At 52.1% G+C, this 13094-nt stretch carries 14 protein-coding genes; 5 read left to right on the top strand and 9 right to left on the bottom strand.

The annotated features are described in order from the left end of the window. Positions 1 to 127 precede the first annotated feature (127 nt). From V5J77_RS07760 to V5J77_RS07740, 5 genes are all read right to left on the bottom strand, one after another. A complete protein-coding gene (locus V5J77_RS07760; RefSeq protein ID WP_338555203.1) occupies positions 128 to 1204 on the bottom strand; it encodes an acetyl-CoA carboxylase carboxyltransferase subunit alpha in 1077 nt (358 codons plus the stop codon). Beyond that, positions 1194 to 2066, bottom strand: a complete 873-nt coding sequence (gene accD / locus V5J77_RS07755; protein WP_338555202.1) for an acetyl-CoA carboxylase, carboxyltransferase subunit beta — start codon at positions 2064 to 2066, stop codon at positions 1194 to 1196. The genes V5J77_RS07760 and accD overlap by 11 nt, the downstream gene beginning before the upstream one ends. Before the next feature lie 40 nt (positions 2067 to 2106). Next, positions 2107 to 2295 (bottom strand): hypothetical protein, encoded by a 189-nt coding sequence (locus tag V5J77_RS07750; protein WP_046229439.1) that lies wholly within the window; start codon positions 2293 to 2295, stop codon positions 2107 to 2109. 98 nt (positions 2296 to 2393) lie between these two features. Then, on the bottom strand, positions 2394 to 2894 hold the full coding sequence (locus tag V5J77_RS07745) for a phosphatidylglycerophosphatase A (protein ID WP_338555201.1): 501 nt from the start codon (positions 2892 to 2894) through the stop codon (positions 2394 to 2396). A gap of 314 nt (positions 2895 to 3208) precedes the next feature. Beyond that, entirely contained in the window at positions 3209 to 6877 is a 3669-nt protein-coding gene (locus V5J77_RS07740; protein ID WP_338555200.1) for a DNA polymerase III subunit alpha, read from the bottom strand. 126 nt (positions 6878 to 7003) lie between these two features. Here V5J77_RS07740 and V5J77_RS07735 point away from each other — a divergent pair, with 126 nt between their 5' ends. The 3 genes from V5J77_RS07735 (at position 7004) to V5J77_RS07725 (ending at position 8395) form a co-directional block, all read left to right on the top strand. Then, complete coding sequence (locus tag V5J77_RS07735) at positions 7004 to 7330, top strand: YtrH family sporulation protein (protein ID WP_338556630.1); 327 nt, start codon at positions 7004 to 7006, stop codon at positions 7328 to 7330. A gap of 3 nt (positions 7331 to 7333) precedes the next feature. Next, positions 7334 to 7849, top strand: coding sequence for a hypothetical protein (locus V5J77_RS07730; RefSeq protein ID WP_338555199.1), 516 nt, complete (start codon positions 7334 to 7336; stop codon positions 7847 to 7849). Between the two features lie 249 nt (positions 7850 to 8098). Next, positions 8099 to 8395 (top strand): YtpI family protein, encoded by a 297-nt coding sequence (locus V5J77_RS07725; protein WP_338555198.1) that lies wholly within the window; start codon positions 8099 to 8101, stop codon positions 8393 to 8395. 30 nt (positions 8396 to 8425) lie between these two features. Here V5J77_RS07725 and V5J77_RS07720 read toward each other — a convergent pair whose 3' ends face one another. Both V5J77_RS07720 and V5J77_RS07715 read right to left on the bottom strand, forming a co-directional pair. Then, positions 8426 to 9766, bottom strand: coding sequence for a DRTGG domain-containing protein (locus V5J77_RS07720; RefSeq protein ID WP_338555197.1), 1341 nt, complete (start codon positions 9764 to 9766; stop codon positions 8426 to 8428). Between the two features lie 34 nt (positions 9767 to 9800). Next, positions 9801 to 10289, bottom strand: coding sequence for a hypothetical protein (locus V5J77_RS07715; protein WP_338555196.1), 489 nt, complete (start codon positions 10287 to 10289; stop codon positions 9801 to 9803). 191 nt (positions 10290 to 10480) lie between these two features. On the opposite strand from V5J77_RS07715, the gene V5J77_RS07710 reads away from it, so the two are divergent. Beyond that, positions 10481 to 10822 (top strand): helix-turn-helix transcriptional regulator, encoded by a 342-nt coding sequence (locus V5J77_RS07710; protein ID WP_338555195.1) that lies wholly within the window; start codon positions 10481 to 10483, stop codon positions 10820 to 10822. Positions 10823 to 10889: 67 nt separating this feature from the next. Here the strand turns inward: V5J77_RS07710 and V5J77_RS07705 are convergent, their stop codons facing one another. Continuing rightward, positions 10890 to 11171, bottom strand: coding sequence for a hypothetical protein (locus V5J77_RS07705; protein ID WP_338555194.1), 282 nt, complete (start codon positions 11169 to 11171; stop codon positions 10890 to 10892). Positions 11172 to 11239: 68 nt separating this feature from the next. Further along, positions 11240 to 11575 (bottom strand): YlbF family regulator, encoded by a 336-nt coding sequence (locus tag V5J77_RS07700; protein WP_338555193.1) that lies wholly within the window; start codon positions 11573 to 11575, stop codon positions 11240 to 11242. Between the two features lie 148 nt (positions 11576 to 11723). Between V5J77_RS07700 and V5J77_RS07695 the strand changes: the two genes are divergently transcribed. Beyond that, a complete protein-coding gene (locus V5J77_RS07695; protein ID WP_338555192.1) occupies positions 11724 to 13088 on the top strand; it encodes a YheC/YheD family protein in 1365 nt (454 codons plus the stop codon). Positions 13089 to 13094 lie beyond the last annotated feature (6 nt).

The following is a 13094-nucleotide window of genomic DNA, read 5'->3' as shown; positions in this document are numbered from 1 at the left end:
TACTTTCTCTCTATTTCTCGGACTGAAACGAGCAGCGCTGCCAAAGGATGGCGACAGCCGTTTCACCTTGACCACAACTTAAATTACACGATTACGGGCAGCTTGTACAGTATAAAATATTTGTAAACTATACCTGCGCCGATTGTGGCTGCACGGCTTTCTCGGTGCTTGGTTCTCCGCTTGCTGCCGCAGCCTCGACAAGCTCGCCCGCCAGCTCAGCGGTTTGCTTCTCTTCAACCTGCAACTGCTTAGCAATCTGGAACTTGCCTATTTTGCGGAATTTGCTGTAGCGGTCTTCCTTCAACGCTTCCGGAGTCATCGCGCGAAGCTCCTGCAAATGGCTCCACAGCTTGGCCTTCAAGTGCTCTGCTGTATAAGCAAGATCACGATGCGCACCGCCCTGCGGCTCCTCCACAATGTCCTCGATGACTTCAAACGCGAGTAAATCCTTGGCTGTAATCTTCATCGCTTCAGCGGCCTGATCGGCTTTCGATGCATCCTTCCAGAGAATCGAGGCTGCTCCATTCGGCGAAATCGCAGAATAGATCGCATTTTCCAGCATCAGCACCCGATTGCCTACGCCAAGCGCAAGCGCGCCGCCGCTGCCGCCTTCGCCAATAACGACGCAAATAATCGGAACGCCGAAACTAGCCATCTCCCGCAAATTACGGGCAATTGCTTCCGATTGGCCCCGTTCCTCAGCAGTATTGCCAGGATACGCACCTTTCGTATCAATAAATGTAATAATGGGACGATTAAATTTATTGGCCTGCTGCATGAAGCGCAGCGCCTTGCGGAAACCTTCCGGGTGGGGACTTCCGAAGAAACGGGCGATGTTATCGCGCGTATCCTTGCCGCGCTGGTGTCCGACAACCGTTACCGGTACGCCGTTCAGCTTGGCAAGTCCGCCTACGATAGCTAAATCATCGGCAAACAAGCGGTCGCCATGCAGCTCGATGAAATCGGTAAACACCGCCTGAATGAAATCCAGCGTGGTAGGACGCTGTTGATGGCGCGCTACATGCATTTTTTGCGCGGGGGTCAGCTCCTGGTACATTTCCTGTTCCAGTTGCTTGCAGCGCTCTTCAAGCCGGGCAATTTCCTCAGAAAAATCCATGCCATTGCCCGCCGCGAGCGCCTCCAGCGTCTTTATCTTTTCTCTTAAATCACTGAGTGGTTTCTCGAACGGAAGCTCACCCGCCATTAGACAATCCCTCCCCTGCGGTATGCATATCAAGCAGTTTGGTCAGCATATGCTTCATGTCGTTACGGTGTACAACCATATCAAGCTGTCCATGCTGCAAATTGAATTCCGCCGTCTGGAAGTTGTCCGGCAGCTTCTGACGAATCGTCTGCTCGATTACAATGCGGCCTGCGAAGCCTACTAACGCGCCAGGCTCGGCCAAATTGTAGTCGCCAAGACTTGCGAAGCTCGCCGATACGCCACCCATCGTTGGATCGGTGAATACCGAGATAAACAAGCCGCCCGCTTCATGAAGCTTCGAAAGCGCTGCGCTTGTTTTGGCCATTTGCATGAGGCTGAGAATGCTTTCCTGCATGCGTGCGCCACCCGATGTCGAGAAAATAATAAGCGGCAGGCGCTTGTCAAGCGCCGCTTCTACAGCCCGTGTTATCTTTTCCCCTACGACTGAGCCCATGCTGCCGCTGAAAAAGTCAAAGCTCATGACAGCGACAACGACAGGTAGACCGCCGATAGTTCCTTCGCCGGTAACAACTGCTTCACGCAAGTTCGGGTTCTTAGCCAATTGCTGCTCCAGCTTGCTCACATAGCCTGGGAAACCAAGCGGATCTTCCGATACAAGATCGGTATCGTATTCCGTTAGCTGTCCTTCATCAAGCGTTAAGGCAATGCGCTCCCAAGCCGAAAGTCGGAAGTGATAGCCGCAGGAGGAGCAGACCTTTAGATTCTTCTCCAGCTCCTTGCTGTATTGAATCGTTCCGCACCGCGTACACTTATTCATCAGTCCTTCTGGAATGTCGCGTTTAGGGCGCTCCGAAGGTACTGTCGCGTATTTCTTCTTCGTAAACAAGTCCTTTATTTGCACGTATGACACCTCTCAAGGCGCAATCGAATAATGGAATCCATTACGGCTGAAACAAGGAGTTAAATACTTCTTGAACTTCCTCCAGCTCACCCGACGGCACCAATATTTCGAATTGCTGTTTAGACAGATTGACTGGACGGATCTTCACGAGAAATCCTTCTTCCGTAAGCCGTTTCTTGATATTCTCTGCGATTTTTGCTGTTGGTGCGATATAAATGACCGTCCACATTGTGGTACCTCCTGAAAACTTTGCTACGGGCAAAGTTTACATCTTAAACATAGCTAAGTCCCGTTAACAGGTCATATGATCTTATAATAATATCATAATCATGGGGAATCGGGCAAATGGTATTGCTGCGCTTTCGGGTCCTGATGGGCAATTCTTGCTGAGGCCGCTGCCGCAAGTCCTGCTACGAGATCATCGAGGAACACATGAATATGCCTCCCCTTAAGATTAAGCTGACTTATTATGCCAGGCTTCACTTTATCCAAATAACCAAAACTCGTCAAGCCAATCATTCCGTACACATTCGTAATGCCAAGCGCAAGCGTCTCGTCCACGCCATACAGCGACTCGTCATTTTCCATTATCGCCTGTAGCGGCTCGGGCAACAATTTGCGCTCCGCAAGCTCGTCTAGTGCGATGCCCGTATATAAAACATACTGCACCTCGCGCTTGCCCAGTACAGCCCGGACGCTATCCTCGCATTCCTTCATGCATAAGCTCGCATTGTAAGGCCGCTGCAGTGAATATACAATTTCAGCAATATCATCAACCTTCACTCCGCGCTTGCTAAGCCACGCTTCAATTCTGGATGTTGAAGCCATATCCATCCCTCCCATGCTTGTACGCTGCAATGCAGCGTAAGCAGCGGCAATGCGGCTTTCGCAGCCTTATTCAAGCTGCAGCCCTTCGCGGAAGCTGTATCCCTAAGCCCGCAAGCAGCAGCTGGCCTCCCGCATTTCTCCGCTTGTATCCCTAAATGTATGCGAATATCAGTAGATATGTGCATCATTTTGAATTCGCTTGCGGAGAGGATACCTAGCTTGAGGGATGGGGTTAAAATAAGGCTGGTCTTCGCTCTTGACTGCAAAGACCAGCCCTATAAGGGAACGCTATTTCATGCTTTTCTGCCTCTCGCCTATTTGACGACGACCGCGCCTTCGCCAAATAGCTGCTCAATTTCGCCGAACAATTCCGGCGACGGCTTGACGCGGTAGCTGTCGCTAAGGGCGATCAGCTTCTGTTCGCGTTCGTAGAACAGAACGGTGTCCAGCTGGCCGGGGTGCTCGGCCAGCAGCTGCTTGAGCCGCTCCAGCGCGGCAAGCTGCTCGCGCGCGGCTGCGAGCTTGATGTAAACCCGCTGGCGCTTTCGCCCAGCGGGCTCCTGCCGCGGTGCCCGCGGCTGCGCCTGCTGCGCTTCGCTCGCAGCAGCCGTGCCGGGCCTGCGGCCCGCCGGGGCGGCTGGCGTTGCCGCCCGCGCCCCGCTCTGGCCCTGCCCGGACGGCTTCGCCTGTCCGGGACCGGGCCACGCGCCTCTCGCGGCGCGGGCTTGCGCCTGCCGCAAGAGGCGCTGCGCCTGCTCTGCGAGCGGCGCCCCGGCCGCAGCAGCTCCGCCTGCAAGCGGCACAACATCCTCCAGGATGAGTTTAAACTCCTCATCCTGATGCTGCACGGTCGCCTGCACAATGGCGAGGCCTCCCTTTTCCAGCTTATCCCCGCAGCGCTTCCACACGGCCGGGAACACAACGGCTTCGACGCGGAGGATGCGATCCTCCAGCTCCAGAAAACCCATCGCATTGCCCTTCTTGTTCGTGAACGGCTTCAGCGATACGATATGCACCGCCGCTACCGCCGGCGCTCCCTCCGCCGCATCCGCAAGCTCGAACAGCCGGTCGAGCCCAAGCGGCGCAAGCTGCTCCTCCACGGCGTCGAGCGGATGCCCGGACAAATACATACCTAGCAGCTCGCGCTCAAACTCCAGCTGCTCAGCTGTCGAGAACGGTCTAATATCCGGCAGCTCCACATCCCAGTTCTGCACCTCATCGAAGCCGAACAGCTCGATTTGCAGCTCAGCACGCTCCTTGCGCCATTTCACCGCCGCCTCGACCGTCTCCTCTAGGGCACCGAGCAATTGCGCCCGGTGTCCCGGCAGCGAATCGAAGGCTCCTGCTTGAATCAGCGACTCCAGCACGCGCTTGTTCACGACGCGCAAATCAACGCGGCGGCATAGGTCGAGCAGGCTCACAAACGGCTTGTCCTCCCGCTCCTTCCGCAGCGCTTCGATCGCCTGCGTACCAACATTTTTAACCGTGGCGAGCCCAAAGCGCACCGCTCCTTCAACTGGCGTGAACGTGACGCCGCTCTCGTTGACATCGGGCGGCAGCACCTGAATGCCCATTCGGCGGCATTCATCGACGTATTCCGCTGTTTTCCGCTGGTTGCCATTCACAGACGCCAGCATGGAAGCCATAAATGGAACCGGATAATGCGCCTTCAGCCATGCCGTTTGAAAAGCCAGCACGCCGTAAGCAGCCGCATGTGCCCGCGGGAAGCCATAGTCTGCGAAACGCACGATCATATCGTAAACGAGATTCGCCTCGTCCTCGCTGTAGCCCTGCGTCACGCTGCCCTTCACAAAATGCTCCCGTTGCTCATCCAGCACCTCGCGCTTTTTCTTCGAAACGGCACGGCGCAGCAAATCTGCTTCGCCCAGCGAGAAGCCCGCCATGCTGGAGGCAATCTGCATAATTTGCTCCTGATACACGATTATGCCATACGTATCCGCAAGAATCGGCTCTAGGGAGGGATGAGGATACTCCACCTGCACCTCGCCATGCTTGCCTTGAATATATTTAGGAATAAACTCCATCGGACCCGGCCGGTACAAAGCTAGGACCGATACGATATCTTCAAACTCCGACGCCTTCAAGTCCCGCAGCACGCGGCGCACACCGGAGGACTCCAATTGGAAAATACCCGTCGTCTCGCCGCGGCCGAGCATCGCATACGTTTCCGGGTCGTTGTCAGGAATCGTGCGAAAATCAATCGTCTCGCCGTACTGCTCCTTCACCCAATTCAGCGTCCGCTCCAAAATCGAAAGGGTGCGCAGTCCCAGAAAGTCCATCTTGAGCAGCCCAATCGCTTCCAGATGCTCCATCGAATATTGGGTCAAAACAGCCCCTTCACCGCCCGCTTGCAGCGGTACATACTCCGTAAGCGGCTCGCTGGCAATAACAACGCCAGCCGCATGCGTAGAGGCATGGCGCGGCATCCCCTCTACCTTAAGCGCCATATCCAGCATCGCTGCCGTCTTAGGCAGGCGCTCTGCCGCCTCGCGCAGTCCCTCAGTCGTCCGCAGCGCCTCGGCAAGCGTAATGCCGAGCTGACGCGGAATAAGCTTCGCCGCGCGGTCCACCTCGGCAAACGGCACATTCATCGCGCGTCCGACGTCGCGAACCGCCGCTTTCGCCGCCATCGTGCCGAACGTAATAATTTGGGCAACATGCCCTTCGCCATATTTTTGGGCGACATAAGCAATGACTTCATCCCGGCGCTCATCATTAAAGTCAATATCAATATCGGGCATTGAGATGCGCTCCGGATTTAGAAAACGCTCAAAGAGCAGCTTGTATTTCAGCGGATCAACGTCGGTGATCCGCAGTGTATAAGCAACCAGAGAGCCGGCTGACGACCCCCGTCCCGGGCCTGTACGAATACCCTGCTCATGAGCAAAACGAATAAAATCCCAGACGATTAAAAAATAATCGCTAAAGCCCATTTTTTCAATAACGGACAGCTCATAGGCAAGCCGCTGCTCCGCCTGCCGGCGGAAGTCCGGCTCCTGCGTCCACTCCGGCAGCAAGCTATATCTCGCAAGCAGTCCTTCGCTGCATAGCTGCTGCAAATACCCTGCTGAGCTTGCCCCCTCTGGCACGGGATGAAATACCGGAAGCGGTGCCCGACCGAAAGCCAGCTCCAGCGTGCATTTGTCCGCGATAGCTGCCGTATTTGCAATAGCCTGCGGGACATGGCGGAATAGGGCAGCCATCTCTTCCCCGCTTTTTAAATACATTTGGTCCGTCTGCATTTTCATACGGTCCTCGTCATCGACGGATTTTCCCGTTCCAATGCAAATCAGTACATCCTGCATTTCCGCGTCAGCAGCCGTCATATAATGGACATCGTTTGTAACCGCCAGCTGAATACCTGTTTCCCGTGCCAGCTCAATCATCGCTGCATTCACTTTTTTCTGCTCCAGCAAATGATGATCCTGCAGCTCCAAATAAAAATCATCGCCAAAAATGTCCCGGTACCGCTCCGCCGCCTTGCGCGCTTCCTCTGGACGGTCATGCAGCAAATGCTGTGAAACCTCGCCTCCAAGACAAGCACTTAGGCAGACGATGCCCTCCGCATGCTTAGCCAGCATTTCTGGATCGACGCGCGGCCGATAATGAAAGCCCTCCAAATGAGCGATCGAGCTCAGCTTCATAAGATTGCGATACCCGGTTTCATTTTTGGCAAGCAAAATTAAATGATAGATCGGGTTCTCCTTGCGCGAGCCCTTCTCAAACCGCGAGCCTGCGGTCATATACATCTCGCAGCCTACAATCGGCTTAATACCATGCTGCTGGCAGGCACGGATGAATGGAATAGCTCCATACATGACGCCATGGTCCGTAAGCGCCAGCGCCTTCATCCCCAGTTCCGCAGCGCGGGCTGTCAAATCGCGTATTCGCGCCGCGCCATCAAGCAGGCTATATTCACTATGAACGTGCAGATGCACGAATGGCGACTCATTAGCGGTCATTGCGCCTCGCCCCCTCAGGTGTTCCAACTCTATTTGTCTATTTTATCATAATCGCCAAGGCACCGCCCATACAATGATAATAGGAGCCGGACGGGCTCCACTTGGAGAAGAGAGCTGGTGAGCGAAGTGAATTATTTTTTGATGAAGGCGGGTCTCGATTTCTTCATTGCCTTTGGCGTCGTCTTAGGCGGCTCCATGCTTGCTGGCATTGGATCGGTGTTTCTGCTGATGCCCCCCACCTCCATGATGGTCAATACAGCAGCGAATTTAAAAATATGGGCTATAGTAGCCGCTGTAGGCGGCTCCATTGATCCAATGCGTGTCATAGAAAGCAACATTATGGAGGGGCATCTGTCCCCCGCGGCACAGCAGGTCGGCTATATTATCGCTGCTTTTCTAGGGGCTCATATGGGCACAGAGCTAGTCAAGCTCATATGCAAAGGGACGGGTTAGGCGATGCGGCTGCCCCCGTTTGAGCGATATATGAAAGGGCTGCAAATGTTTGGCATACTTCTGCTCGGCATGATTATCGGCGCGGTCGTTTACAACTCCCTCTATCAAGCACAATTCGAGGCGCTAGTCAGTCTCAAAAGCGAGCTCGAAATTCAATTGGAGCAGTATGAGCAGGACATTAACAACCTAAAGGATTTCAAGCATCAGCATACGGTTATTAAGAGTATTTTGCCGAGAATCGAGCTGGAAGCCGGACAAAAGGCAGGTCGTCCACAGCTGGATAAAGTGACGGAGGCCGAACTGATTCGGCGAATTAAGGCCGATCTTTCCGTGTTTATCGGGCAAAGCATTTACGAAATTGATTCCAATGCCCAATTTGCAAGGAAGCTGCTAAGCAAGAGAATTTACAACGATGTGCTGGAGAAAGATTACGAGGTCGAGGTAAAAACGATGCTTGTTGTCGAGAACGTGCTGCATCTGTGGATTAAAGTCCGCCTGCATGATCGCGGACCGAGCTAGAAGCGTGGTGAAAAAGAGGCTATGCTGCATGAAAAGGGTAAAAACGAACGCTGACGCTTCTCCAGCTCAACCTTTTCATTCCGCTTCGCCTTTTTCACCACGCTTCTAGTGATTTATTATAAAAAGCAGTGCAGCGTAAAGACATGCGCTGCACTGCTTCTGTTTTGGGTGCCATTCATGCTACAATAGCAGCAGAAATACGGAATAGAGCATCATCATTCCGCATGCAAAGGAGCTGCTTTAAAACCAATGGACTCACTGATGCAATATTTATTTGCACCCGTAATTTTCCTCACCCTGCTGCTGACGGTTATATTCAGCTACAGATCCCGCAGGGCAACTGATGGCGCAATTCGTATGCTGTACGGAGCTAGAATGAATATAAGCATGGGCGTCATGCTCATATTTATTGCCGGCGTTCAGCTGTTTTTGTCTAATGAATCCACCGTGCGTATCGTTATCGGCTCGCTATTCATGGTCATTGGCCTATTCAATCTTTTCGCTGGCCTGCGCAATCTCAGCCTGCTGCGCACGCCGCGCCGCTAATAAAAAGGCAGCGGCGAACGCTGCGCTATTTTACGGATCAATCATCTGGGCTGACATCATCGCTTTCGCTGCCAGCCCGCCCCGATCCCATACTTCAATTTCCAGCTTTGTTGATTTGCGGCTCATCTCCATCGCCCGCGGTATAATCGTTATTTCACTGTCCAATTCAACCGGCTTAACAAAATAAGTCGTCATGCTCTCAAGCAAATAATCGCGCTTCCCCGTCTCGCGAATCATTCTTCTGCCCGCCTGTGTCATAAGCGTAACGAGCACGCCTTCCGATATCATGCCGAGCGAGCCTGACATTTGCGGCGTTACAACCCCTTTATAAACAAATTCGCCCGCTGCATCTTCGCTAGCCATAAATCTTGACCACATTAAATCATCGAACGTTTCGCCCGATTCCGGCTGCTTGCCGGCAAACCGGAGCGCATCAATGACCTGCTGGCGGCTAATGACACCAAGCAGCTTGCGATGCCGATCAACGATGGGCAGCAAATCGATCCCTTCCGCCGCCATCGTATGAGCAGCGGATGTAACGGTAATATTCGGCGCAGCCGTAATCGGATGGCGAGTCATCAGCTTATCCACGGTCTGCTCATCTAGTGCGCCGGAAGCATCCTTTGCTGTCATCATGCCTACGACTTTACCACGATCATCCACCACGGGAAACCGGGAATAGCCTGTTCTGCGACGCAGCTCCTTGAAGCTGCCTGCCGTTTCACTCGGACGCAGCACATCAGCGGGCCTGCTGAACGTAACCAAATCCTCTATCAGCATTACTTTTCGCTTAATGAGACGGTCATACATAGCGCGGTTAATCATGGAGGCAACGGTAAACGTATCATAGCGCGAAGAGAGAATTGGAAGTCCCTTCTCATCAGCAAGCGCTTTAACCTCCTCGCTCGTCTCGAAGCCGCCTGTAATGAGCACGCCTGCTCCTTGCTCCAGCGCCCGCTTGTGTGCACCGATCCGATTGCCCACAATAAGCAGGCTGTCCTCATCAATATAACGCAGCATAGCATCAAGCTCCATAGCTCCAATGACGAACTTATGCAGCGTTTTCTCAAGGCCTGATGCGCCGCCAAAAAGCTGGCCTTCCACAATTTCCGCCACTTCGCCGAACGTAAGCTGATCAAGTGCTTCTTTTCTTTTACGGTCGATGCGAACCGTCCCAATACGTTCCTTTGTACTGACGAGCCCGGTTGCTTCCGCTTCTTTAATGGCTTTATAGGCTGTTCCTTCACTGACTCCCAGCGTTTTTGCAATCACTCTGACCGAGATTTTTGTTCCGATCTTCAGCTCTTGTATATGTGCAAGAATCAGTTCATGCTTGGTGCTGGTCTCTGAACCGGAACCGACTTTAGACACACCTGTACCTCCCTTTGGGTTTCAACACTGCTGGCTAACTTTTAATATTTTCATTATACCAATCCACCATAACGGCAGCGACCTTAAGTTTGGCGTCTATTTCCTGACCCTGCTTATTCACAAATCTATATTTATCGAAAACAGGTTGCAATACACTCTTGCTTAAAGCCGTACTCATTCCTTCAATAATAAAGGTTTGCCAATCATAAACAATCGGTACGGAGTATCTCAGCTGATAGGCAAGCACATCTTCCAGCTTAATCGACTGCTGCGGAAATTCCTCGTATACAGTGGAAAATAAAATGGAGGCCTTCTCGCTATAAGGACGCGAGGCCGCTTCCGACTCCAAGCTGATTCGATACTCAACCAATTGCGCATGGGGCTCAACCCGGCAGTGCAACACGCCATGCGCAAGCAGCAGCTTCTCCTTTTTATGAAAAATCGTATAGCTCAAGCGCACGTTGAAGCGCACTTGACGGTAATACAGCTGAACTTTTCGGAAAAACTCAAATTCGTCTACCATCTCCCAATCCCCTTGTAAAAAGAACCTTTTTAAGTAAAAAGAAGTTTAATAAGGACCATTTTACATAATTATAGTGAAGTCGAGTATTTTCGTCAATGACTTTAGTCATTATATTTAATAGGTTCTATAGAACGTTGTTGGTTGGCATCTAAAGCTCTATCTTTAGGCTGAGGTGAACAATTTGAGTAAATTTGCCCGATACATTGGAGATAACATCCGCACACTGCGCAAAATACGAGGGCTTAGGCCAGGAGCAGCTGGCGCTCAGAGCGGACATTAATGCTTCGTATATGGGGCAAGTCGAGCGAGGAGAGAAAAGTCCAACCGTCGATGTGCTCGGCAAAATTGCCGCAGCGCTCGATTCTCCACTGGAACAGCTTGTTCATTTGGATGCTTCGCAGCAGACAAGCCCAGAAGACAATAGCTACGCTGACAAAATCGCCCATCAACTACATGGACTAACCGTCAAAGAACAAGAAGCGGTTTACAAATTCGTAAAGCAGCTCGTCCAGTTCAAAGAATTGGATTCATGATTGAAAAAACAAATAAGGCTCAGCGACCATCGCTGGGCCTTATTTGTTTTTGCTTCGTGCTTGCTAGCTAGCCCCTGGCGCCCCGCCTCGCAATGACCTGCTGCAGCTTGCGCTCCATCGCCTGGCGTTTGACGCGTTTTATGCGCTGCATCTGCTGCCTCCGCGCTTCGCCTTGCATCAGCGCGTCAATTTGCGCCGCCACAATGACTAGCGAAAACACCAGCCAGACGATGCCAAACAGGCTTGTCCCGCTCCATGGAGCGCCCAAATCCAGTCTTGGCACCCCGTAGACTAGCATCGCTGCCGCAACTAGTAAATATAATACATGACGGCTCCTGCCTTTTCTCATATTCCTCAGCTCCTCTGTAGCACTCCTCACATTATATGAGGCAAGGACGAGGGATATGACCGAAGGCGTTAATCAACGATGGATTTCAGCACATCGGACATAATGCGATTGATGTCCTCAAAAACGATGGAGAACCTACGCTCTGCCTCCATCAAGCTGCTGATAAGCGGATTCAGCGAAATGACCTCATACAGCTTGTTCAACGTATCCATATCGGCAGCAGACGGCTCCTCGCCCGCCATCATTTTTTGCTGCAGCTCGTTTTGGCGCTCGCGAAATTCAGCAAGCATCCGTTTGGCATCAGGATCAGCGTCCGCAGCCTGCTTTGCGTCCTTTAGCAAACGGGCCTCCTCGCTATCCTTTAATGCTTTTGCCAGCTCATACGTTTTGTCGTAAACATTCATGGCTTTTCCCCTCCATTATTTGCGTAAACAGCTGTTAGTATCTTATCACCAAGGGATAGATGTCCTCATATGATGAATTAATTCGTGCAAAACACCCAGCGGCTGTTACCCGCTTGCCGGAATCCTCCTGCTTGGAAGGAGATTTACGATGCTCAAATCGAAAGTAGCCGTCCAGGTTATCAGCTCAGGCATGCTCGCCGAGGATACGCTCATGCTGGGCGATTCCTATATGAAACAGTGGAAAATCCCTCAGGGCCAGCCTGTAGCGATGACTTTCGGCTCACTTAAGCAACATGTCAAAGTATTACCCGTCGCACGTTATGATGGCATTCGAATTAGCCAGAGCCTAGCGCGCAAAATGGGCATTACGAATGGCGTTGCCTTAAGAATCAACTATAAATCCGGATCAGCCACCCTTTCACTCGGTCCGCTTATCGGTATTCTAATCAGCAGGGATTATCCAGGAACGCCCGATAAGCCGTTTGGTTCTATCACCATGTTCTGCAAGGAGCTGGTTGATGGCTGTGCCGCGCAAGGCGGGCATGTGTGCTTCTTCACTCCCGGCCAAATTACTGGCGAGCAGAAAACCGTGGAAGGCTGGATCTATGCGGATGGCTGGCAAAGGACGTCGCTTCCCATTCCAAATGTGATTAACAATCGACTTACTTCACGAAAACTAGAGAACAAACCCAGCGTACAACATTTTTTCAAAGAAGTAAAATCCAGGTTTCAGACAACTGTTTTTAATGAAAAGTTTCTTGATAAAACGGAAGTATTCGAGGCGCTCAAGAAGGATGAAGCTGCCATCCGCTATTTGCCAGAGTCCTATTCCTTGCGCAGCTTCGCCACCCTTAAAGGCATGTGCAGCAAACACGCCAACATCTTTTTGAAGCCTGTCAGAGGAAGCCTTGGCAAAGGGATCATCCGGGTATCAAAGACTGAAAATGGCGGTTACCAAGCCCAATTTACTACAACGACAGGCTCGCGGAAGCAGCTTTATCCGAGCCAGCTCAAGCTGTATTCTGCCATCTCAGCGAAAATGAAAACCGTACGCTATCAGGTGCAGCAAGGCCTCCAGCTAATTGAAATTCAGAAGCGGCCCGTCGACTTCCGGGCACTTGTACAGAAAAATGTCAGCGGCAAATGGAAAATCACTTCGATTGTTGCCCGGACAGCTGGCGGTCAGCATTTTGTTTCCAACCTCGCAAGAGGCGGCACATTAAGTACCGTTAGCGAGGCGATTTCCAAATCAAATTTGACGAGCGGCCGAGCGGATGCCTCGAGCAGGCTACAGCAAGCAGCGCTCCTCATTGCCAAAGGGATTGAGACGCATATCCCCGCCCATTTCGGTGAGCTCGGCATCGATCTGGCCATTGATACAAGCGGCAGAGTATGGTTGCTGGAGGTCAACTCCAAGCCTTCCAAAAATGACAATACGCCACTGAATGATAATAAAATTCGTCCATCCGTTCGCATGGTTATTCAATATTCCCGATTTTTATCGGGCTTCTAGCGGAGG

This window comes from Paenibacillus sp. KS-LC4, from assembly GCF_036894955.1.
GTDB lineage: Bacteria > Bacillota > Bacilli > Paenibacillales > Paenibacillaceae > Pristimantibacillus.
This window is presented reverse-complemented; position numbering and strand designations above follow the sequence as displayed.

Excerpts from the sequence above, each read along its gene's own strand:
- V5J77_RS07725 (WP_338555198.1), top strand. The coding sequence starts at position 8,099 with ATGGACTCACTGATGCAATATTTATTTGCACCCGTAATTTTCCTCACC.
- V5J77_RS07750 (WP_046229439.1), bottom strand. The coding sequence starts at position 2,295 with ATGTGGACGGTCATTTATATCGCACCAACAGCAAAAATCGCAGAGAAT.
- V5J77_RS07760 (WP_338555203.1), bottom strand. The coding sequence starts at position 1,204 with ATGGCGGGTGAGCTTCCGTTCGAGAAACCACTCAGTGATTTAAGAGAA.
- V5J77_RS07730 (WP_338555199.1), top strand. The coding sequence starts at position 7,334 with ATGCGGCTGCCCCCGTTTGAGCGATATATGAAAGGGCTGCAAATGTTT.
- V5J77_RS07695 (WP_338555192.1), top strand. The coding sequence starts at position 11,724 with ATGCTCAAATCGAAAGTAGCCGTCCAGGTTATCAGCTCAGGCATGCTC.
- V5J77_RS07740 (WP_338555200.1), bottom strand. The coding sequence starts at position 6,877 with ATGACCGCTAATGAGTCGCCATTCGTGCATCTGCACGTTCATAGTGAA.
- V5J77_RS07745 (WP_338555201.1), bottom strand. The coding sequence starts at position 2,894 with ATGGCTTCAACATCCAGAATTGAAGCGTGGCTTAGCAAGCGCGGAGTG.
- V5J77_RS07700 (WP_338555193.1), bottom strand. The coding sequence starts at position 11,575 with ATGAATGTTTACGACAAAACGTATGAGCTGGCAAAAGCATTAAAGGAT.
- V5J77_RS07715 (WP_338555196.1), bottom strand. The coding sequence starts at position 10,289 with ATGGTAGACGAATTTGAGTTTTTCCGAAAAGTTCAGCTGTATTACCGT.
- V5J77_RS07705 (WP_338555194.1), bottom strand. The coding sequence starts at position 11,171 with ATGAGAAAAGGCAGGAGCCGTCATGTATTATATTTACTAGTTGCGGCA.